The sequence below is a fragment of the Flavihumibacter cheonanensis genome (assembly GCF_022352215.1).
Taxonomy (GTDB): domain Bacteria; phylum Bacteroidota; class Bacteroidia; order Chitinophagales; family Chitinophagaceae; genus Flavihumibacter; species Flavihumibacter cheonanensis.
On the sequence record NZ_JAKRWF010000001.1, the window covers coordinates 749,613 to 769,851 of the forward strand.

Annotated in this window: 19 protein-coding genes and 1 pseudogene; 8 read left to right on the plus strand and 12 right to left on the minus strand. The window is 42.1% G+C overall.

The annotated features are described in order from the left end of the window. Nucleotides 1–2 precede the first annotated feature (2 nt). A complete protein-coding gene (locus tag MD536_RS03325) occupies nucleotides 3–3,257 on the plus strand; it encodes a GH92 family glycosyl hydrolase (protein ID WP_239595791.1) in 3,255 nt (1,084 codons plus the stop codon). Between the two features lie 47 nt (nucleotides 3,258–3,304). On the opposite strand, the gene MD536_RS03330 is transcribed toward MD536_RS03325, so the two are convergent. Then, nucleotides 3,305–3,682 (minus strand): cupin domain-containing protein, encoded by a 378-nt coding sequence (locus MD536_RS03330; RefSeq protein ID WP_239595793.1) that lies wholly within the window; start codon nucleotides 3,680–3,682, stop codon nucleotides 3,305–3,307. Nucleotides 3,683–3,882: 200 nt separating this feature from the next. Between MD536_RS03330 and MD536_RS03335 the strand changes: the two genes are divergently transcribed. Together MD536_RS03335 and MD536_RS03340 are read left to right on the plus strand one after the other, a co-directional pair. Beyond that, nucleotides 3,883–4,053, plus strand: coding sequence for a hypothetical protein (locus MD536_RS03335; RefSeq protein WP_239595795.1), 171 nt, complete (start codon nucleotides 3,883–3,885; stop codon nucleotides 4,051–4,053). A gap of 212 nt (nucleotides 4,054–4,265) precedes the next feature. Further along, nucleotides 4,266–5,078, plus strand: a pseudogene (locus tag MD536_RS03340) (SDR family NAD(P)-dependent oxidoreductase). Here MD536_RS03340 and MD536_RS03345 read toward each other — a convergent pair. From MD536_RS03345 to MD536_RS03355, 3 genes are read right to left on the minus strand one after another with little or no spacing between them, the layout of a single operon-like run. Then, nucleotides 5,051–5,680 carry an HNH endonuclease gene (locus tag MD536_RS03345; RefSeq protein WP_239595796.1) on the minus strand — a complete coding sequence of 210 codons (630 nt, stop codon included), beginning with the start codon at nucleotides 5,678–5,680 and terminating at the stop codon, nucleotides 5,051–5,053. The pseudogene MD536_RS03340 and the gene MD536_RS03345 sit on opposite strands and share 28 nt — an antisense overlap. Before the next feature lie 9 nt (nucleotides 5,681–5,689). Continuing rightward, nucleotides 5,690–6,097, minus strand: a complete 408-nt coding sequence (locus MD536_RS03350) for a hypothetical protein (protein WP_239595798.1) — start codon at nucleotides 6,095–6,097, stop codon at nucleotides 5,690–5,692. A 36-nt stretch (nucleotides 6,098–6,133) separates the two neighbouring features. Continuing rightward, entirely contained in the window at nucleotides 6,134–7,009 is an 876-nt protein-coding gene (locus tag MD536_RS03355; RefSeq protein WP_239598171.1) for a helix-turn-helix domain-containing protein, read from the minus strand. 37 nt (nucleotides 7,010–7,046) lie between these two features. Between MD536_RS03355 and MD536_RS03360 the strand changes: the two genes are divergently transcribed. Further along, complete coding sequence (locus MD536_RS03360; protein WP_239595800.1) at nucleotides 7,047–7,796, plus strand: energy transducer TonB; 750 nt, start codon at nucleotides 7,047–7,049, stop codon at nucleotides 7,794–7,796. Here MD536_RS03360 and MD536_RS03365 read toward each other — a convergent pair. Further along, nucleotides 7,781–8,173: a putative quinol monooxygenase gene (locus MD536_RS03365; RefSeq protein WP_239595801.1), complete on the minus strand. Its 393-nt coding sequence runs from the start codon at nucleotides 8,171–8,173 to the stop codon at nucleotides 7,781–7,783. The genes MD536_RS03360 and MD536_RS03365 overlap by 16 nt on opposite strands. Before the next feature lie 63 nt (nucleotides 8,174–8,236). Here MD536_RS03365 and MD536_RS03370 point away from each other — a divergent pair, with 63 nt between their 5' ends. Both MD536_RS03370 and MD536_RS03375 read left to right on the plus strand, forming a co-directional pair. Next, nucleotides 8,237–10,123, plus strand: coding sequence for a CocE/NonD family hydrolase (locus MD536_RS03370; protein WP_239595802.1), 1,887 nt, complete (start codon nucleotides 8,237–8,239; stop codon nucleotides 10,121–10,123). Between the two features lie 70 nt (nucleotides 10,124–10,193). Continuing rightward, the gene (locus tag MD536_RS03375; RefSeq protein ID WP_239595803.1) at nucleotides 10,194–10,811 is read left to right on the plus strand and encodes a porin family protein; all 618 of its coding nucleotides are present in this window, start codon (nucleotides 10,194–10,196) and stop codon (nucleotides 10,809–10,811) included. A 104-nt stretch (nucleotides 10,812–10,915) separates the two neighbouring features. On the opposite strand, the gene MD536_RS03380 is transcribed toward MD536_RS03375, so the two are convergent. The 3 genes from MD536_RS03380 to MD536_RS03390 are packed head-to-tail and all read right to left on the minus strand — an operon-like array spanning nucleotide 10,916 to nucleotide 12,589. Then, on the minus strand, nucleotides 10,916–11,293 hold the full coding sequence (locus MD536_RS03380) for a DoxX family protein (RefSeq protein ID WP_239595805.1): 378 nt from the start codon (nucleotides 11,291–11,293) through the stop codon (nucleotides 10,916–10,918). After that, entirely contained in the window at nucleotides 11,283–12,266 is a 984-nt protein-coding gene (locus tag MD536_RS03385; RefSeq protein ID WP_239595807.1) for an SRPBCC domain-containing protein, read from the minus strand. The genes MD536_RS03380 and MD536_RS03385 overlap by 11 nt, the downstream gene beginning before the upstream one ends. Continuing rightward, a complete protein-coding gene (locus MD536_RS03390) occupies nucleotides 12,263–12,589 on the minus strand; it encodes an ArsR/SmtB family transcription factor (protein WP_239595808.1) in 327 nt (108 codons plus the stop codon). The genes MD536_RS03385 and MD536_RS03390 overlap by 4 nt, the downstream gene beginning before the upstream one ends. A gap of 118 nt (nucleotides 12,590–12,707) precedes the next feature. Between MD536_RS03390 and MD536_RS03395 the strand changes: the two genes are divergently transcribed. Continuing rightward, the gene (locus tag MD536_RS03395; protein WP_239595810.1) at nucleotides 12,708–13,304 is read left to right on the plus strand and encodes a Crp/Fnr family transcriptional regulator; all 597 of its coding nucleotides are present in this window, start codon (nucleotides 12,708–12,710) and stop codon (nucleotides 13,302–13,304) included. Between the two features lie 58 nt (nucleotides 13,305–13,362). Then, nucleotides 13,363–14,499, plus strand: coding sequence for an FAD-dependent monooxygenase (locus tag MD536_RS03400; RefSeq protein ID WP_239595812.1), 1,137 nt, complete (start codon nucleotides 13,363–13,365; stop codon nucleotides 14,497–14,499). Nucleotides 14,500–14,510: 11 nt separating this feature from the next. Here the strand turns inward: MD536_RS03400 and MD536_RS03405 are convergent, their stop codons facing one another. From MD536_RS03405 to MD536_RS03420, 4 genes are read right to left on the minus strand one after another with little or no spacing between them, the layout of a single operon-like run. After that, nucleotides 14,511–16,463: an LTA synthase family protein gene (locus tag MD536_RS03405; RefSeq protein WP_239595814.1), complete on the minus strand. Its 1,953-nt coding sequence runs from the start codon at nucleotides 16,461–16,463 to the stop codon at nucleotides 14,511–14,513. Between the two features lie 36 nt (nucleotides 16,464–16,499). Continuing rightward, nucleotides 16,500–17,810 carry a sensor histidine kinase gene (locus MD536_RS03410; protein WP_239595815.1) on the minus strand — a complete coding sequence of 437 codons (1,311 nt, stop codon included), beginning with the start codon at nucleotides 17,808–17,810 and terminating at the stop codon, nucleotides 16,500–16,502. Between the two features lie 9 nt (nucleotides 17,811–17,819). Then, the gene (locus MD536_RS03415; protein WP_239595817.1) at nucleotides 17,820–18,497 is read right to left on the minus strand and encodes a response regulator transcription factor; all 678 of its coding nucleotides are present in this window, start codon (nucleotides 18,495–18,497) and stop codon (nucleotides 17,820–17,822) included. A gap of 40 nt (nucleotides 18,498–18,537) precedes the next feature. After that, nucleotides 18,538–20,235, minus strand: coding sequence for a caspase family protein (locus MD536_RS03420; protein WP_239595819.1), 1,698 nt, complete (start codon nucleotides 20,233–20,235; stop codon nucleotides 18,538–18,540). Nucleotides 20,236–20,239 lie beyond the last annotated feature (4 nt).

The window sequence follows — 20,239 nt, forward strand, 5'->3', positions numbered from 1 at the left end:
GTATGAAACAGGCCCTTTTTTCTTTAGTAGCAACTGCAATAGCGGGATGCGTATTTTTTCCTTTTTATGCTACTGCGCAAGCCGCAGAAACAACCCAGTCAAAAACTGTACTGGATCTCGTCAATCCTTTTATTGGTACTACCAATGCCGAACAACCAACCAAATGGGGGGCTGAAGGTGGAACCTATCCGGGTGCCGTAGCTCCCTGGGGAAGGGTGCAATTGAGTCCGGAAACTAAAACCGGCGGGCTCAAGGGATATGATTACCGAGACTCCATCATTTATTTCTTCAGTTGTACCAATCATAGCAGCGGCTACCCGAATGGCTCTGCAGGAAATATTAAAGTGCTGCCACTTGCTGATTCCAGGTTTCGGAAGAAACCAAGTGCCGGAAGGCCTTTTCGTCATAAGGAGGAAAAGGCTCAGCCAGGTTATTATCGGGTTCAGTTTACAGATGACCAGGGTACTGCTGAGATGACAACTGCCGTACGAACCGGACTTTTTCGCTTTCGTTTTCCTAATGGTGTTTTACCACGCATTTTTTTGGGCGATATGGGTAAACTCATACCAAGATCCAAGCGCCTTCTATATAGTGAACGCCAGAATCTGGTGCTTGCCTTTCCAACCGATATGATGGGTATGGAACCGGTGGAAGATGGTGTGGTCCTGACTTTTTCACCCCGTTCTGATAATTCGGTGTTGATGAAATTATCAGTATCCTCCATTGATGAAGCCGGGAGTATGCTAAATATGCAACAGGAGTGCCCGGGTTGGGATTTTGACGCTTTCCGGACTGCGAACCAGCAGCAATGGACAAATCTGCTCAACCTCATCCAGGTGGAAGATCCTTCTGAAGAAAATAAAACAAAGTTTTATACGGCGTTTTATCACTCTTTCCTGGTACCCTGGATTATTTCGGATGTAGATGGCCGTTACAAAGGAGCTCGTGGTAAGGTTTACTTCACAAAGGGAATTCATCAGTTCAGTAAATTCTCTCCCTGGGATACCTACCGAAGTTTACATCCACTATTGGCACTGCTCGTGCCTTCTGTTCAGGAAGATATGATTCGTTCAATGCTGGACCATTTTGAACAAACAGGAAAACTACCTAAGGGGCCGATGACCGGCTACCACTCGCTTCCGGTTATACTGGACAGCTGGCGCAAGGGAATTCGTGGATTTGATTTGCAACTAGCCTGGAAAGCTATGCTGGCTTCGCTGGATTCCACCATGCAGGAACCTGATTTCGCGGAATACCGGAAGAAAGGATATGTCTCAGCAGCCTATTCAGAATCCGTTACTAAAACGGTGGAGTACTCTTACAACGATTGGGTTATGGCTGAAATGGCAAAAGAAGTAAAGGATTCATCTGGTATACATTTTTTTGGCCCGCTTGCATACAGTTACCGAAACCTTTTTCATTCACCCAGTGGATTTATCCTGCCCAAAAAGCAGGAGGAATTTATAGTTGAGCCGGAGAGTAACGGGTATAAAGAAGGAGATAAATGGATCTATAGTTATGTGATACCTCATGATGCACGGGGCCTCGTAAACCTGATGGGAGGGGATTCTTCTTTTATTGCTAAACTTGATTCAGCACTCGCAACAGGACTTTTGCTATTTGATAATGAACCTGCATTTCATGTGCCTTATTTATTCAATTTTACTAATCAGCCTTCCCTATCACAGGCATGGATACGCGAAATTATGCAGGAAAAGTTTTCTGCTGGTCCGGGTGGTATTCCCGGCAACGACGACCTTGGTTCCATGTCGAGCTGGTTTGTTTTTAGTGCCATGGGTTTTTATCCGGTAGTCGTAGGCGCTCCTGTTTATGAGATTGGATCGCCCCTCTTTAAGCAGGTTAAACTGCAATTGCCCGGCGGAAAAACAGTTGAAATCAAGGCGCCTTCGAATGTTGCAGAAAATATATATGTACAGGGACTAAGCCTCCGCGACAAACCATTAAATAAGTTATTTCTATACCACGATGAGCTTGTTATGGGGGGTGAATTGGTTTTTGAGCTTTGGTCAAAACCGGCGGATGAAAAATTCAAATCCGCACGGTTTGATGGCAGGTCGGCAACGATTCATCCGGTACAACCAGAATTACTTGGTTATTATACCAGGAAGCAGGAGGTTGAACCCAATGATTCAGTTTGGGTAATTTATACAATGCGAAATACCGGTGCTGATGGAAATGCTTCCGTTAAGCTTCGGGTTGACGGGCAACCGAAAACTTCAAAAATGAGCTGGTTACCGGAAGGAGCAACCGTCACAGATTCTGTACTTCTACAGGCTTATCAGCCTGGTGAGCATACGATTCAATTAAATGCGGGACACCTAATTCCATTCTCGGTGAAACTTCCTGCAGAAACACCCAATCAAAAATTTTTGGTAAAGGAATTGCGGACTGTACCATTGGCTAAATATGGAACAGCACATCGGTTAGATTATATTGTTCAAAATATAACAGGTAAAACAGAAACTGTGTTGCTGCCAGTTATGGTAAATGGCCAAAAACTAAAAGATGAAACTGTTCTACTGGAAGCTGGCGAAGAAAAAACGCAATCTGTTCAGGTGCCCGCTGATCTGCCTGGAATTATGCAGGTTCAGATAGGAGATAAGACTGCCCAGTTAAAAGTAGTGGAGCATGCAAGGGAGAAAATAATATTGGATATAGCGATGGGTAAAGCAAAGCCAGGAGAGCAAGTCAAGGATGGATCGGGGCTTGGAAATCATGGATTATTCAAACAGGAAACCCGACTTATGGCAGATAATACAACCCAAACCATTCAATATGTACAGTTTGAAAATTCTCCAAGCCTGGATGAATTGCAGGATGAAATCACGGTGATGGCCTGGGTATTGCCAGGAAAACAAAAAGGCATGGCGGATATACTTGCAAAGGGAGATTTTATTGTACTGCAGCAAACTGGGCAATCGCTAAGTTTTTTTGCGGGTGGCTGGGGACAAGGTTCCTGTGATGTGTCACTGCCAAAAGATTGGGAAAACAAATGGCATCATATTGCCGGTGTTTGCAAAGGAAGAGTCTTTACTCTTTACATTGATGGTGTGAAAGCAGGTTCTTTTGAAGTAGACAGGGCAGTGAATTTGTCGAGTCGTTTGCGATGGGTAATGGGAGGCAATGAAGAGTTTCCGGATCAGCGTTATTTCAATGGGAAAATCAATGGGTTTAAAGTATTTGCAGCTGCACTGAGTGGGCAGGAAATCGAGGAAGAGATGTTGCCAATGGAATAAAAAAAACTGGCTGGAAATATTTTTTCCGGCCAGTTTTGGTTGCTGAATCAGGCTGTTATGGCAGCCATTTTATGGGAAATATGGGCCAGTACTTCATCCATTTCCTTCGTTGGGCTAAACTCAACATACTTAAGGTTTTTAAGAACTTTACCGGTATGACCGGGAGGGAGATAAAAAAGATCCCCTTCAGTAAGTGTTTCTGTTGTTCCGTTGTCGTATTGAATCAATAATTCGCCTTCGACTAAATAGCCCCAATGGGGGCAGTGGCAACTATCGTTTTTAAGTCCATGAAGCAATGGGGTAAAATCTGTTCCTTCAGGAAGAACATTGAAAGATGCGGTCATTCCGCCAAACCCGGAAATACCTCGCATGGTAGTATCCGGTCCTTCCATCTTAAGTGGAATGTCTTCTTTTTTGATTTTCATAACCAATAATTTAATGGTGATCAAAAAGAAAAATAAAGATACCAAACTTTGGGTACTGATTCCGATTAAAATTTATGCTTCCTGAAGTTGTTCTAATACATAATTGTCAAGAAAAATTTCATGAGTCGGTTACTGCGTCAACAGAAGCCAGTGAAGTACTTTGTTTGTCATATTCAAATCGGGAGAAATTATGCGGAGAAATGGAAAAGATGGAACATTTTCAGAAAAAAACCAATCGCAGAAATGTAGCGCTGCAGCAACGCATATTTTCCCTGTTAAGCTGCAGTGCAAAAGAACGATACGATCAGTTGTTGCAACTGTACCCTGAACTATTTCAAACAGTACCCAAGCAATTGATTGTTTCAAGGTGATCTGCCGCACAAAATAATGTGCGATAGTTCCTTTTTCAGTTTAGCTGGAAATTGAAGGGTCTCCATACCGGGACCATTCTACTGCAGCATGGGTATAGAAAATTTCCTACCGCCAGCTGGAAAATGGAAACATCCGAGCGAAAATCTATATCTTGATAATTATCATTTGTGTGATGTGGGAACTTATTTAATCTTGCCCAAACAATTGGATAATGACTACTTCAGTTCAGCAGCGATTTGTACAGGATTATGGTCCATGGGCACTGGTAACCGGAGCATCTTCCGGCATAGGTAACCAGATTGCTTTGCAATTAAGTGAAATGGGTTTGAACCTGGTGATACATGGTCGCAATACAACTGCCCTGGAATTACTGGCCAATGAAATTCGGTCCGGAGGAAGGGAAGTTCTTGTGCTTTCAGGTGATCTTTCCCTGACTCATGACAATGAACTCATGCTGGAGCGTACGGCCCACCTGCAAATCGGGCTTTTTGTGGCATCCGCGGGATATGCTACTTCTGGTTTGTTTGCTGGCAGCAAGCTGGATGAAGAGATTGATATGCTGCAGGTTAATGTGCAGGCCGTACTGACACAGGTACATAGCTTTATACAGCGATTCAAAGGCAGAAAGCGAAGTGGAATTATTTTAATAAGCTCTATCGTGGGCTTTCAGGGCGTACCATAAGCTGCTCATTATGCTGCCACCAAAGCATATGTACAAACTTTAGGAGAGGGCTTATCAAGAGAACTTAAAAAGGAAGGTATAGACATACTTGTTGCTGCACCCGGACCTGTTCATACGGGATTTGCTAGCAGGGCGCAAATGAAAATGAAGCAAGCTTTGCTACCGGCAGATGTGGCAAGAGCCTGCCTGAACAATCTTGGAAAAAAAAGCACCTTGAAGCCGGGTTGGTTAAGTAAACTGTTATATTATTCGTTGGCAATGTTACCGAGGGCCGGAAAAATTCGCATAATGGAAAAAGTTATGAAAGATATGGTTCAGCGAAAGTCCGATTCATTGGCCTGAAGTTGTTGGTTTAAAAATTCTATAATTTGATTCCGATCTTCTTCCGTAGTTTGATATTCATTTTTCTGAATGGGATCCTGGAGAAAAAGAGCTGTTGTATTTTTTCCTGAAAGCGCTGTTTCAAATTTGACTATAAAGCCAATTTCGCCAAACAGTTCGATATAGCCATTCATCCAACGACTCTGCTCCTGGGCTTCCAAATAAATGAGGTGTAGGGGCAATTCATTATAAAAATGGGGTACTACCCGGAAATGCTTTTGTATGGAATCATAGTGTAGGATGCTGGTTGCAGGTTTCCATTCCCAATAGTAGAAGTTTGCGATTATTTTATGCACTGCCATCATCACCATTTCTATTGTGAATGGCTGCCGTTTCCAATCCTGGCTGGAATTGATTCTGTCGGGTTGTATACCAAATTTTTCCAATTGATTCCTGCAGTAGGCTACAAGTGCCTGGTCAATTGTACTACCCGCTTTTTCATTGCAGGTTTTGCAGAGAATTCGCCGGCTTTTGGTTGAGCCACCCAATGCACTGGGGATAATATGTTCCCAGGACTGGTTTTTACGATTTAACAACGCATGACAGGAATAGCAGGTAGCCATCGCTGTAATTTACTTGATTTGCCTTATCAGTAATCGTAAATGTATCAAGGCAGCCAGAAGAAAAAATGCCGGTATATACGGTGGTTTGATTTTCAACGGTAAGACAGCTGCAGGAACTCCCGGATGCAGGTGTACATATATGCCGGTGGCCATCATGAATACAAGCAGTGATGTTGAAGTGATTCCTATGAATCTGAGATTTCCGGGGCTAAATTTTTCGCGGTTGATCACTGTAAGCAGCAACATAGCACCTACACCTATTTCACCAATAATGCCCAGCCAGTAAGCGGCAGTTCCAAGTCCGCTTGAACTAATCTGTGTCTGATACCAGGAACGAAAGGGATCTATAAATTTGAGGATACCAAAAACAAAAATTGAAACACCTAAGAAGGCAGCAAGAAAATGAATCTGTTTCATAAAGCAAAACTACTGGTGGCCAATCGGAAAGAATGGTCAGTTTTGCCCAAAAGCTGGTCTGTTTGGTTCAGGATCCGGGCGATTGTTTCTGAATTCCATTGGTGAATGGCCAGTCCATTTCCGAAAAACTTTGGTGAAATGAGACGGGTCCTGAAATCCGGTACGGTAGGCTATTTCCTGAATGCTAAGGGAGGACCGTTGTAGTAAATTGCAGGCTTCCCTGATTTTCCGTGATTGTATGTATTGAGCTGGGCTATCCTGGTATATTTTTTCAAACTGTCGTTTAAAGCTTGAAAGGCTCATGCCGGTTAAATAGGCGAGATCATTGATGCTTACACGTGAAAAAATATGAGCCTCAATGGTTTCTTTGAAAGAGGCCAGTTGAGGGGAAAAGAGTTGATCAATTAAATCGTTGATAGATACGGCATAGTTAGTTTGCACCAGCAGTAAAACCAGTTCACGAATTTTGCAGGTTAAAATTGCAGCATTGGCTAATTCAGGTGATTCAAAATAAACAGCAAGCGATTGTATAAATGCCGCTAACACCTGCGAACTGGTTACTGGTGCTAGATTTGACGGGGCTAAGGCACTTTTAATAGATAATTGATTATCCTGCTGAATTAGTTTTTTTAAAAGATCTTTTGGCAAGTGAATGGCTATGACGGTTGCTGGAGTTTGATCTGTCTGTTGCAGTATTTCGGCAAAATAAATTCCACATTTAAGCAACAGGTTCTCCCCGGATTGCATGTTATGAATTCCATTTATGGATTCAAGTTCCAGGCTGCCGTTGCTTAAAAAAAGCAGGCAGGCTTCATTCGGGAAAATAGCCTTGTGCTTGAAAGGAGGTTCAATGGTTAGTCGTTCAAAAATAACCTGTCCGTTGATTTTTAAAATCTCTCGTTGAGCGATCATGGTTTGCAAATCTCATAATTTTTTCTATTTTGGCTATATGAAAATACTGCTGACTACCTTATCCTTCCTGCTAATTTTCGGAAATGCTGCTTTTGCTCAAAAGAAAAAAAGCAAAGAAAATTTTTATGTATTTGATAAAAACTGGAATGGTACTACTCTGGAGGCTGCTGAATACATGTTACGGGTGCAACAGCGAAGCGATACCTGCTGGCAGTTTGATTATTACAATTTTAAAGGTCCATTAATCAAAACAGAGCAATACAAAGACCGGGAGGGTAAACAATTACATGGTGCGGCGAGGTATTACAACGGAAAAGGATTGTTGGATTCTTTCGGTGTTTATGTAAACGGAAAAAAACACGGGAACTTTTATAAGCTGGTTCCAGTTGACAGTCTTCCATTTAAAACGCTATACGTTTACCATGAAGACCAGCTGATGAAAACCATCAATTTTTTGGATAATGATAAAGATAACAGTAATTCAGCTGATGGAAAAGAATCTGAATATCCGGGCGGCATTGGTAGCTGGAGCAAATTTTTGTCAAAAAACCTAAGCTATCCCAAACGAGCAGTTGATCTCAACATTCAAGGTAGGGTGACTGTCTTTTTTATGGTAAATGAATCAGGTCAGGTAATCGAACCTTTCATTGGAAAATCGATCGAATATACATTGGACGATGAATCTATCCGTATGATTTCCATCTCCGGAAAATGGATACCAGCTGTAAAGGATGGGAAAAATGTAAAAACCTACAAACATCAGCCAATTGTTTACCGGTTGGAATAATTGTCCGGTTTTCTCGCAACTCGTATGATCGAAACATCAATCAGCTCCAGCGATTTTACCATGTCCTTGACCGTTTCCTTGTATTTCAGGAAATGAGCTGTTTTGATGTGCGACAAATAGGCACTGCTATCAGCATAAATTTCAAGAATGGTGATCCGGTGCGGAGCTGTTTTTTCAGCAACTGCATAATAGGTTAGCACCCCTGGTTCTTTTTTTATTGCTGCTTGCATTTGTTCTTTTAGTGCCTGGTTGTACGCTTCCAATTGTTTGGGGTCCACTTCAATTTTAGCAAGGCGAACCATTCGTTGAGAAGACTGAGCAATAGTGAAGAGATGTATACCCAATAACAAGGCTAGCAAAAAATAGTACTTATTCATTCGGTTGCATTTCTGCTAAGTTACTTTAATGGAAAGCTGCTTTCAAATTCTTACATTCGGATTATGAAAAAGATTTCCCTGCTCATTATAGCCATTCTGCTGGTATTGCAACTGTCGGCTCAGGATACTGCAACTATATACAGGAAACTCGATTCCATCGCCATCATTGACCAGAAGGTTATGATGCCCATGCGTGATGGAGTCAGGCTTGCTACGGATATTTATCGCCCTAAAGGCAATCAGAAAGTACCGATTGTATTCAGCCGGACACCCTATAATTTCAATACCTGGGTAGATGGTAAGATGACCACACGTACCCTGGAAGATGCCTATGCTGCCGTTAGCCGGGGGTATGCTTATGTCGTACAGAATGAGCGTGGACGCTTTTTTTCAGAAGGGGAATGGGATATCCTGGGTACGCCCCTAACCGATAGTTATGATGCATTCGAATGGATGTCGAAGCAATCCTGGAGCAATGGAAAAATCGGATTGATTGGTTGTTCCTCAACTGCTGAATGGCAGATGGCTGCGGCCTCGCTGAACCATCCTGCATTGGCGGCAATGGTAGCACAGGGATTTGGCGCCGGAGTCGGCAGGGTAGGAAAATTTTACGAGCAGGGGAACTGGTACCGGGGTGGGGCCCAACAAATGTTGTTTACCGCCTGGTTGTATGGAACACAGCATGATCTGTACCGGCCCAGGCTTCCTAAAGAAATCAGTCAACAGGACCTGCAACGTATTCAACGGTTTTATGATATGGGTCCGGAAATGCCAAGAGTTGATTGGGCGGAAAAACTGAAGCACTTACCGGTAAAAGATATCATTAAAAATGCACAGGGCTCAACCGGCATTTATGATAAGATGATAGTTCGAAAACCAAATGATCCGGCCTGGTTCCAGGGAGGGTTGTACCATGATAATATGCCGATGGAAGTGCCAACATTCTGGTTTGTTTCCTGGTACGATGTATCCTCAGCTCCCAATATTGCACTTTTTAATCATGTGCGCAATACAGCAAAGAAGCCAGGAGTTGCTGATAACCAATACCTGATCATTGCACCGGTTTTGCATTGTTCTTATAAACGTGCTTCTGAAAATACAGTTGTAGGAGAAAGGAGTGTGGGAGATGCCCGATTGAATTATGATGAACTAACCTGGGGCTGGTTTGATATGCTCCTGACAGGAGAGCAGAATAATTTTAAGGCCAGCAATCCGCGTGTCCGGTATTATACCATGGGTAGCAACAAATGGCAGCAGGCGGAAAGTTTTCCTTTGCCCAATACCGAAATGCGCAGCTTTTATTTAAATAGTGGTGGCAGCGCTAACAGTCGCCTTGGAGATGGCACCCTGAGCACCAAAAAGCCAAATGCAAAAAGTAAATCCGATACCTTCACCTATGATCCCATGAACCCGGTTCCTTCTTATGGAGGCAATGTTTGCTGTACGGGTAATGCCATTCAGGGTGGTTCCTTTGATCAGTCTGCCATGGAATTGAGAAAAGATATTCTGGTTTATACAACTGAAGAATTGAAAGAAGGAGTGGAGATAACAGGCTTTATTGAAAGTACATTATATGTTTCATCCACCGGCCCGGATACGGATATCACAATTAAATTGATTGATGTATATCCGGATGGTAAAGCCTATAACCTGGATGAAACCATTCAGCGGCTTCGCTACCGGGAAGGTTACGAAAAAGAAGTGATGATGGAGAATGGGAAAGTATATAAGGTGGATCTAACGCCGATGGTTACCAGTAATTATTTTGCTCCTGGTCACCGGATCCGAATAGAAGTTTCCAGCAGCAATTTCCCCCGATTTGAACGCAACCTGAATACCGGTGGAAATAATTATGATGAATCGGAAGGCAGGGTGGTAGAGAATAGCATTCACCATTCTGCACAATATCCTTCTGTGATCCGGCTGCCAGTCATCAAAGCTGGAAAATGATTTTTCGCGGGAAATTTGGATTTTGTTTTTCTTCTATTATTTTTGAGCCCATTAAAAACTAACTTTTTCTATGAAAAACAATTTCCTTAAACCACTCGTAGTGGCCTGTTCCTCCTTTTTTCTTATTTCAACGGCTTCTTTCGCTCAGGTTAGTGTAGGTCCTGAAGCTGGTTTTACTGCTTCTGGCTTGTATGATCAGGATGCAAATACGTATGCAGGGTTGAATTATCAGATTGGGGCAACTGCACATTTTCAATTGAATCATTTCCTGGCTGTTCGTCCATCGGTTTTATATCGTGCGGGTAAATTGTCTTATGAAGGATGGGATGAGTTTAAGCTGAACCGCATCTCTGTTCCTGTTCCCATTATGTATTCTCATGTTTTCAACAATAACAGTACAATCTTTGCTGGTCTGGGGCCGAATTTTATGTATACACTGTCCGGTAAATATTCCTATGATGGGTTTACAGAAGATATTCAATTTGGCAAGGGTGAGGATGAAATGAAAAGAATGGATATTGGCGTTCAGATAAAAGGGGGTTACCAGTTTGCAAATGGTATTGCACTTAGTACTTTTTTCAACTTCGGAACAACCAATTTGTCAAATGTAGACGGTCAAAAACTCCGCTCTCTGGATGCCGTAGGATTTTCCGTAGGTTGGATGTTTGGCAGTCATTCGTCTGAATAATTCCCCACCTTCATTTTATTCGCATAGATATGTACGCGAGCAGAAAAGTCAGGCTTGAACCCAGTACCACCTGACTTTTCTGTTGGTTTTTTTATGAAAGGAAATCAGCGAAGTAATGGAAGAAATTTATTGCGATTTTCCCAGATAATCCAGCCAATTACTATCCATATTATCAATGCCATAATAAGTCCGTCCGGGGCAACCGTTAGATGCGTCAAAAGTACTCCTGTCATTACCGGCAAAACAATTAACAATCCCATTGCGCGGGTCCTTGGAAAAAGGATCAGCAGTCCGCCTGTTAGTTCGGCAGTCGCAATCAGCGGCATCAACCAGGATATCTCCATAAGTGCCTTGCTGTCTTTTAATAATGGTTCCGGCAGATTTTCAGGTACCGGCAGGTAATTGAAAAATTTGTTCAGGCCTCCATTGATCAGGAGCAATCCGAATAAAGCAGAAACAATATTGAAAATTTTATTTTTCATGGGTAGGTTGTTTTTTATTATTAACATGAATCATCCAGTTAATACCAAACTTATCCGTGAAACTTCCGAAATACGCACCAAAGAACATATCCTGCATGGGCATTTCGATGACACCACCTTCCGAAAGCGCTTTGAAAATCCGATCTGCTTCAGCTCTTGATTCGGGTTCCAGCTGAATATGCATGTTGTTACCTTGTGATAAGATAAATCCCATTTCTTTTGGCGCGTCTGTACCCATCAGGATATGTCCACCAAGTATAGGTAACTCTACATGCAAGACCATATTTTTTATGTTTTCGGCTACTGGTGGGTGCGAGGAATCAGGAGGAAGATCGCCAAACCTGGTGATACCATTAATAAATTCTGATTGAAAAACATCCCGGTAAAAATAGAAAGCCTCATCTGTGTTTCCTGCGAAATTGAGATAGGTTGATACCCTGGCGCTGGAATCTGTTCGGTTTTGCTTTCGCAGAGAAAATTGTGCAGCAATGTATTGATCCAGATTTTCCAGTCCGGCTGTAAAGCCTTCCCTGAAGCCCATCTGAATGATGGTTTCCAGGTCTTCCAATTTTTCAAACTGCAGTTGTATACGCACCAGGGTTTGCCCTTCGGCTGGTTCAAAATCATTGCTCCATTGAACCCTGGGTTTAGTATCATTAATAATGCCCTCTTCATTGCAGAAAGCATCCATTCCTGAAAAATGTTTCAGTGGGATTATCTTTTCAAAATCGAAAAGGCACCAGTGTTTTTCGCCTTCAGGTCCCTGCATATAATACAACCAGCGTCCGCCTTCTGTGAAATTCATTGATTGGGTGACCGCCTGCCAGGGTTTGGGGGCCCACCACTGGTCAAGAATATCGGCTTCCGTCCAGGCAGCCCACACCAGTTTCACATCCGCATCAAAGGAGCGTTCCACATGGATCCTTTTGTTTTCCTTGTCTGTTGTGAATTCAAATAGGATGGTTTTGTTCATCGTTTGTTATTTTTTAGGTTTTTAAGTACATCATCCAATTGATCAAATCGTCTGGCTAATAGTTTTTTGAATTGCTCCAGCCATTTTTCGATCTCTTTCATTTTTACTGTATTCAGGTGATAGTGAATTTCTCTTCCCTGTTGTTCCTGTATAACGATTTCACATTCCGACAGAATTTGCAAATGCTTTGATACAGCCTGCCTGCTGGAATTAAAATGCTCCGCAAGGGCATTGGGTGTCATCGCCCCAGCTGCCAGTAATAAGATAATTGCTCTGCGGGTTGGGTCGGCTATCGCCTGAAAAACATCTCTTCTGCTGTTCATGGTCTTTAAATGCTACCAAATGGTTGCATAAATATATGCAATTAATTGGTTGCGCAATATTTTTTCATTTTTATTTTTCGATCTAGACTAATTTCATTTCCGTATACAGCAGTAATACATGAGCAGTAGTTTATCTCCGGTACTAAAAAAATCACTTTCTATTCAACTTGGACTTCCTATGGATCGGTTGGAGGAATTTCTTTGTATATGTGTGTTTGAAAAACTAGGGAAGAATCAATTGGTATATCCTGGAAAAAGGTGTTTTGATCGGCTTTATTTTATCGTAGACGGTGCGGTTCGAACCTTTTATTATACTGATATGGGTGAGGAAATAAGTTATCTTTTACAGGTAAATGGAGATTTTTTTGGTGATTATGAAAGTTTTATTACCGGACAGAAATCAAGGTTTACGATTCAGGTAATGGTTGATTCCGAATTCTTTTATTTTACCAAATCAAGTTTGCTTACACTTGTTAATCGGGAGGCATTCTGGCTTGGGTTTAAATCAAGAATCGCAGACCTGGCCTTTCTGGATGCAAAAGAAAGAATTAATGAGCTGTTGTTCTATAATCCTGAAAAAAGATACCTCAATCTGCTCACAAAGAATCCGGAGATTGTTCAGAAAATTCCACAAAAATATTTGTCAAGTTATCTTGGAATTACACCTCAATCTTTAAGCAGGATACGAAAACGACTGGCTGCTGGAGCTGACTAATTAACAATGGTTAACGCGGTATCGGTTGCCTGCCGGTAGCTTTGTAAAAAAATTAGATATGCAGGTTGCAATTGTTGGAGGAGGAATAGGCGGACTAACCACTGCGCTGGTACTTAAAAACGCAAATATCCCATTTACACTGTACGAAGCTGCCTCCGAAATCAGGCAGGTAGGCGCAGGTATTATTCTGGCCAGTAACGCCATGCAGGTCTTAGCGATGTATGGGATTGATCAACTACTGTATTCAAAAGGGCATCGCATAGAAAATATGCTGATAACAGATGCTGGCCTTGGAACGCTTTCTCAATTTTCGCTAAAAGGATTCGAGCAGCAATATGGATTACAAAATTTGGCCATTCATCGGGCGCACTTGCATGAAATACTTTGGAAAGAAGTGGGAGGTCAACAGATCAAGCTGAATAAAAGACTCCATTCGGTTAGTCGGAACGGAACCAATTTTGAACTCAGTTTTGAGGATGGCAGTACTTCTCTGGTTACACATATCATTGGGGCAGATGGCATTAAATCAAAAGTGAGGGAGCTCTTATTTCCGGCTGTTCAATACCGATCTGCCAAACAGCTTTGCTGGAGAGGAGTTTTAAATTATGAACTACCTGCAAGCTACAAGCATGGCGCAATTGAAGCCTGGGGAAAAGGAAAAAGGATGGGATTTGTGCAAATCAATGAGCAGGAAGTTTATTGGTATGCGGTTATTAATGAGGATATGGTAGTAACGGATCAACCTATGGATTTACCAGCTCTGTTCAGGGAATTTCATCCGATAGTAATGGATTTGCTTGACCAAACCTCACCTGATAAACTGATCAGGGGACCGCTATATGATATTCAGCCTTTCACTACCTGGAATCAAAGCAGGGTCTGCTTGCTGGGTGATGCTGCACATGCCACCACTCCCAACCTGGGACAGGGAGCCTGCCAGGCCATTGAAGATGCGTTTGTGCTGGGTGAATTACTAAAAACAGGAACGTTGGAACAAGCAATGAAGCGCTATCCTGCTATCCGAATGAGAAAAGCGCATTATGTAGTGAATACATCCTGGCAGCTGGGAAAAATTTCTCATCTGACGAATCCTGTTGGAATGGGTTTGCGAAACTTTGTGCTGAAATACCTTACACCAGATTTTGTCAATCGCAGACAATTGGACAAGTTGTTTAAGTTGGATACGGTGAATTGATTAGCCGAAACTTATCTTCCAGTCGTTTTCATTTTACCGTTTTTAAATCGGTCACTGGCAGTTTGGTAATAAGAAATCGTTTCTGAGACCAGGGCACTGTCACCTTTTGTCAGTTCCCGGAGTGATTTTCCTTTGTCAAGCACCTGAAACTGTTTGCTTCTTTTGCGATCATCAATTTGTGTAAATATGTCCCCCTTTAGAAGGCCGAGTGTTCTGTAATTGCCAACAAAGGCACGATCTTTTTCTACTGACCGATGTAATACATCCATTCCATACAACTCAGTTGAATAGTTCCAGTGTAAATAACCAAACAGTGTAGGCATCAAATCAATTTGAGATGTCAAACGGTTGATTTGACTGGTAGGCTGGTGCAGGTTATATATCAACGCTGGTATATGATGTTTGTTGATATTGATTTCCCATTTACCTGCGCTACTGGCGCAATGATCGGCAACTATCACAAATACTGTATTATTGAACCAGTCTTTGGTTTTTGCTGCCTCGATGAATTTTCCTAATGCGTAGTCTGTATATTTCACAGCAGCATCTCTGCTTCCTTGAGGTAAATCAATTTTACCGGCAGGAAAGGTGTAAGGTTTGTGATTGGAAGTTGTCATGATGAACTGAAAAAACGGTTGCTTTTTGCTGCTGCTATCTGCATACCGAATGGCTTGCTGGTAGATGTCTTCATCGCAAATACCCCAGGCATTTTCAAAACTCACTTCTTCGTCTGGAATAGGAATGCGGGTAGATTCAATGTCATCCGCCAAGGGGTTGCCCCGGTCGCGGTCAATTATGTCAAAACCCTGTCCCCCAAAGAAATTATTCATATTATCAAAATAGCCATCACCACCGTAAATAAACCAGGGATGGTAATTCTTTTCTTTCAGGATGGTTGCAATGGAATACAATCCTTCATTATCTGGTCGCCTAACAATACTGTTACCAGGAGTTGGGGGAACACATAATGTCAATGCCTCCATTCCTCTTACTGTTCGTGTTCCGGTTGCAAACAAATTGGTAAACAGAATACCTTCTTTTGCCAATTGATCAAAGTTAGGAGTGAGTCCTTTGGAATTACCAAATAATCCGGAAAAATCGGCGCTGAAACTTTCAATCGTGACAAGGATGATATTGGGCCTTGTTTCTTTAGTTGAGTCCTTGGTTACTCGAAGAATGTATTCTGCGCTTTCAGATGGAAAAAGCTGATTTTCCTGCCGTATCTGTTCCCTAACTAGCTGGTAGGCCTTTTCCCTGGGTAAGTGCCGGTAAAACTGATCATAATCCAGCTCATTGGATCGATAGGCAGCAAAAAAGGAAAAAACCCCATTTTTGCTGATCTCATTAATGGTCAGGTTATTACTGAAATCTGCCTGTTTGTTTTTCAGCCAGCTGAGCAGTACGACAGAAAGAAGTAATAGCGGCAACCCGGTTTGTACTCTTTTTCGAATGCTGATCTGGCTGTTAAAGGTTTGTTTCAAAGCAGCTGTTCGCTTTAAATACCAAAAACTAAATCCGGTTAAAAAGAACAAAACAAGCAGGATCAGTGGGATGGGGTAGGACTGATTGATATTGTTCACCACCTCATAGGTGTAGATTAAATAATCAACGGCGATAAAATTAAAACGAACTCCAAATTCATCCCAGAAAGGAAATTCCGCCAGCAGGCTGAAGTATTGAATAAACAGGATAATACCTGCATAAAAATAGGTTATCGATTTATCGAACCGGCTTCCTGTCCAGCGTTTTGGCAAGAGCAGCAAATACAGTTGGTAAAGCAACAGAAATCCCAATCCGGCTGCCAGGTCGTAAAGAAACCCCATTCCCAGTGCCCTGAGCAGCGGCAGGAAATGAACCTCAATATCCCGGAATGCCCAGATAAAGAGGGCTATCCTGACTATCAGGGAACTTACTAAATAGGTAACCAACAGGTTCAGTAAGAGGGAATATCGGCCTGGTTTCATGTGGGTTTAAGTGCTTATTTAATGCAAAGCACCGATTCAATTTTGAAGAAAAGTTGAATTGCCAAACCGTACCCGAAATGAATGATTGCCATTTTGAAATTCATAGGTGATTTCCCATTGATGAAATTTGCAGATTTCCTGAACGATGGCAAGTCCAAGTCCGGTTCCTCCGGTAGCTTTTGAAATACCTGAAAAGCGGGTGAACAGCTGTTGGGGATCCAGTGCCTGTTGCCCGGAATTGGAGATTTCAAGCTGCTGGTTGTCAAGCTGTACGTAAATTTGACCCCCTTCCCGGGTATTCCTGATGGCGTTTAATAACAGGTTATGGCAGAGTAGTTCAGTTAATCCGCTGCTGGCATTTTTATCAACAGGCGATACTATGTGTTGAATCAATCGGATATCTTTTTGATCCATGTATTCTTTTAGGGTATCAACTGATTGTAGCAATATGGTATCTATTGAGATCTTTTCTGAACTGTCAAATTGATTGTTTTCAATTTTAGCCAGCAACAGGAGGTTTTTATTGATCCGGGTGCTCCGCAAGAGGGCTGCGTTCATTTCTTCTGCCAATTGATATTGTTGTTCAGTGAGGCCTTCGCTCTGTAATAATAAATCCAGTTTGTTTTTCAGGATCGCCAAAGGTGTTTGTAATTCATGGGATGCGTTTTCTGTAAATTCTTTCTGCGTTTTATAAACACTGATACTATGCTCCACCATGGTTTCGATGGCCGTATTCAATTCCTGAAATTCCTTAATATCCGATTTTACAAATGCAGGTAGTTGTTGTTGATTAAGTTGGAATTTTTTCAGGCTGTCAAGCGTTTTTTGAAAGGGTGTCCAGATTTGTTGCGATAATTTTCTATTCAGGAAAAGCAGCCCGCTTACTAATAACAATACCAATAGCAGTGTTACAGTTGCCAGGTGGCCAATGGTTTCCCTGGTTTCTTCGATATTGGTTTGAATAGTAAAGCGATAGGGTTGGTTTTGTAAATAAATTACTTTAGATAAGTAACGGAAGCGGTCCTGTTTTTCTGCTTTGTTAAAAGGTTCTTTACGACTGATATTGAAACTGCTATCCAGCAAAGACTCTCCAACTTGTATTTTTCGTATGGTAGTTGATGGTTGAATTTTATTCCATAATTCCAGGTTGTTGGTCAGTTCAGTTGGTGAAAGCTGCAGCCTTTTAAAGGAATATGCCGTTTTTTTCGCTACTATGGAATTATACTCATCCAGTTCATGTTCCCAGATGGCATCTATTACCCAGTAATAGATTGGAATACTGATCGCCAATACCACTATAATGTAGCTAAGATAGGGCCGGAGTGTTTTCCGAAGTAATGGTTTCATTCCTGTTGATTAGTTCGATTCCCATTTATAACCTGTTCCATAAACTGTTCTTAGATAATTGTCACATCCCGCTTCGGTTAATTTTTTCTTTAGGTTTTTTACATGCGCATATACAAAGTCATGATTGTCGAGCATGTCTGCAAAATCCCCGGACAAATGTTCAGCAAGTGTACTTTTAGATAATACCCTGTTCTTATTTCCGATAAAGTAAATTAATAAATCGAATTCTTTTTTGGTGAGGGTTACCGTTTTTTTTCCTACCAGTACAGATTTGGCCAATAGGTCGATTTCCAGTTCGTTCTGCCGAATGATGTTTGTATGACTGAATTGTTTCCGTCGGACAATAGAAAAAATCCGGGCTGCCAGTTCTGACAAATGAAAAGGTTTTGTCAGATAATCATCGGCACCGATTTGTAGCCCCCGGATTTTATCCTCCAGAGAATTATTAGCCGAAATGATGATAACTCCGTCTTCCTTTTTTTCTTTTCTTAATAATTCCAGCAGATTTAGGCCATTGCCGTCTGGAAGATTCAGATCCAGCAATATGCAATCATACAGATGCAGACCGATTTTTTCAGTTGCATCTTCAAAATTGGCTGCCCATTCACACAGATATTCCTGCTCAGTCAGGAATTTGATTATGCTCCTGGCCAATTCAACTTCATCTTCTACCAGTAATATTTTCATTCAGCAAATTACCGGTAGAAATTAGAATAAATTTTGAATATCAATACTCCATTTCTTCCATCATCCGCATTGAATATGTTGCCACACCAGCTTTGATGTAGAGCAATATGACAGACCCTTTTTCCGGCCGGAATATACCCGATGGTGAACATTCATTGGCTTTTTGGAATTTTTTGATAGCGGCGATAGTACCTGAACCAGCTATTCCATCAACCAGAATTCCGGGTGTGCCGCCATCTTCTGTTGAGATCTGACTTAATAACTGTTGAATCAGTCTGACATCAGCAGCCTGATTGCTGCCACCGGACCCAACCGATTGCATGATCCTGTTATTGGTGCTTTCTTCTCCGCCGGAAATCGGTTCATTGCCAGTATCTGTATCCAGTTTTGGACTATCTTCCACTGCCTCACTGATTACCTGGAAGGAAGGAGCACTTGCATATTGGTCGTCAGGGAAAGAAACTTTCCATCCATTCCAGCTATAGTCAACCGTTGATCCGATTCTGAAATAGATTACCGGTGCGTTTTTCAACGCATCCCATGCATAGGATTTCATGGTATAAGTATTTCCGGATTCCAATGCATAGCCATTTTGTTCGTCCAAATAACTGGCATAAAAATTACTGCTGTTCCTCCTGCTTTCTTGATTGGCTGTATCAAACAATTGATTGTCGGTCGCAAATTCAACATAGTATTGAGGATTCCCAGCCTTATCCACCTGGAAACTTGGTGGCATACTGGCTGCATTCCAACTGGCCGGCGCCTGCATGGAGGGTAAGGCGGATGGTGTTGCGTTTGTTGAAGTGCCACTGGCTGTTCCTATTACACAGAAGGGACGCTGTGCTTCAAATGGCGCAATATTACTACCAAGTGTCATGTAGTTGGGGGTTTGATCTGCCGGCATATCAGCAATAATGGTATCATAAAATGATTTGTAATGACCTGTAAAGGCACCATTGTTCCAAACTTCCAGTAGCCTTCCTGTGAACACGCCATTAGTTGCGCCATCGCCACTTAACTGGTTATCCTGGCACCCGGAAATATAAATCAGGGAAGCAGGAAATTCATTGGCGGCTTTTGCATTACGGGTCAAAAACTGTATGTTCTGGTATAGGGTTTTATTCCTGACATAATTCTGCAGGCTTGCAGCAATCGGTATGCTTTTCCTGGTTGGTCCAACCAGCACAGACCGGGAAGGATGTTTTTCCAGTTGACGATTGAAAATTTCTATGTCCGATTCGGTAAAAGTTTTTCGCAAGGATCGTTTACCCGGATTTTTATCATGCATATAATTCAACAATAACATGCGTACCATGGAGCCACTATGACAACTGTCGGATGTTACAAAAATCCGAACACCTGCCGCAAATTTTTTCCAACAGCTGAATAACTCATTGTCGATTAATTGCCGGTCGTACAATACCCATGTTTCATTCATGCCATCTTCTTCTTCGCCGGTTTCATCAGGTACCTGGCTACCATGACCAGAATAGGTTAACAGGAAAATATCGCCATTGCAGAGTTGCGAGGATGCTTCGTTTATTTTTTGCAATACATTCATGGCAGTTGCTTGTCCGTCAAGTAATTGATCCATGGTACTGAATCCGGCTTGTTGCGCAATACTTTTCATGGAGTTGGCATCATTGATGCACCCCGCTAAGTCCGGAATAGTGTATCCGGGATACTGGCTGTTGTCCACCCGGTTGAGCCCGATGTGGAGGGAAATTCCTCTTGACATAATT

What these genes read in the sequence shown, in the direction of transcription:
- MD536_RS03325 (WP_239595791.1), top strand. Translation starts at nt 3, where the DNA reads ATGAAACAGGCCCTTTTTTCTTTAGTAGCAACTGCAATAGCGGGATGC.
- MD536_RS03330 (WP_239595793.1), bottom strand. Translation starts at nt 3,682, where the DNA reads ATGAAAATCAAAAAAGAAGACATTCCACTTAAGATGGAAGGACCGGAT.
- MD536_RS03335 (WP_239595795.1), top strand. Translation starts at nt 3,883, where the DNA reads ATGGAAAAGATGGAACATTTTCAGAAAAAAACCAATCGCAGAAATGTA.
- MD536_RS03345 (WP_239595796.1), bottom strand. Translation starts at nt 5,680, where the DNA reads ATGGCTACCTGCTATTCCTGTCATGCGTTGTTAAATCGTAAAAACCAG.
- MD536_RS03350 (WP_239595798.1), bottom strand. Translation starts at nt 6,097, where the DNA reads ATGAAACAGATTCATTTTCTTGCTGCCTTCTTAGGTGTTTCAATTTTT.
- MD536_RS03355 (WP_239598171.1), bottom strand. Translation starts at nt 7,009, where the DNA reads ATGATCGCTCAACGAGAGATTTTAAAAATCAACGGACAGGTTATTTTT.
- MD536_RS03360 (WP_239595800.1), top strand. Translation starts at nt 7,047, where the DNA reads ATGAAAATACTGCTGACTACCTTATCCTTCCTGCTAATTTTCGGAAAT.
- MD536_RS03365 (WP_239595801.1), bottom strand. Translation starts at nt 8,173, where the DNA reads ATGAATAAGTACTATTTTTTGCTAGCCTTGTTATTGGGTATACATCTC.
- MD536_RS03370 (WP_239595802.1), top strand. Translation starts at nt 8,237, where the DNA reads ATGAAAAAGATTTCCCTGCTCATTATAGCCATTCTGCTGGTATTGCAA.
- MD536_RS03375 (WP_239595803.1), top strand. Translation starts at nt 10,194, where the DNA reads ATGAAAAACAATTTCCTTAAACCACTCGTAGTGGCCTGTTCCTCCTTT.
- MD536_RS03380 (WP_239595805.1), bottom strand. Translation starts at nt 11,293, where the DNA reads ATGAAAAATAAAATTTTCAATATTGTTTCTGCTTTATTCGGATTGCTC.
- MD536_RS03385 (WP_239595807.1), bottom strand. Translation starts at nt 12,266, where the DNA reads ATGAACAAAACCATCCTATTTGAATTCACAACAGACAAGGAAAACAAA.
- MD536_RS03390 (WP_239595808.1), bottom strand. Translation starts at nt 12,589, where the DNA reads ATGAACAGCAGAAGAGATGTTTTTCAGGCGATAGCCGACCCAACCCGC.
- MD536_RS03395 (WP_239595810.1), top strand. Translation starts at nt 12,708, where the DNA reads ATGAGCAGTAGTTTATCTCCGGTACTAAAAAAATCACTTTCTATTCAA.
- MD536_RS03400 (WP_239595812.1), top strand. Translation starts at nt 13,363, where the DNA reads ATGCAGGTTGCAATTGTTGGAGGAGGAATAGGCGGACTAACCACTGCG.
- MD536_RS03405 (WP_239595814.1), bottom strand. Translation starts at nt 16,463, where the DNA reads ATGAAACCAGGCCGATATTCCCTCTTACTGAACCTGTTGGTTACCTAT.
- MD536_RS03410 (WP_239595815.1), bottom strand. Translation starts at nt 17,810, where the DNA reads ATGAAACCATTACTTCGGAAAACACTCCGGCCCTATCTTAGCTACATT.
- MD536_RS03415 (WP_239595817.1), bottom strand. Translation starts at nt 18,497, where the DNA reads ATGAAAATATTACTGGTAGAAGATGAAGTTGAATTGGCCAGGAGCATA.
- MD536_RS03420 (WP_239595819.1), bottom strand. Translation starts at nt 20,235, where the DNA reads ATGTCAAGAGGAATTTCCCTCCACATCGGGCTCAACCGGGTGGACAAC.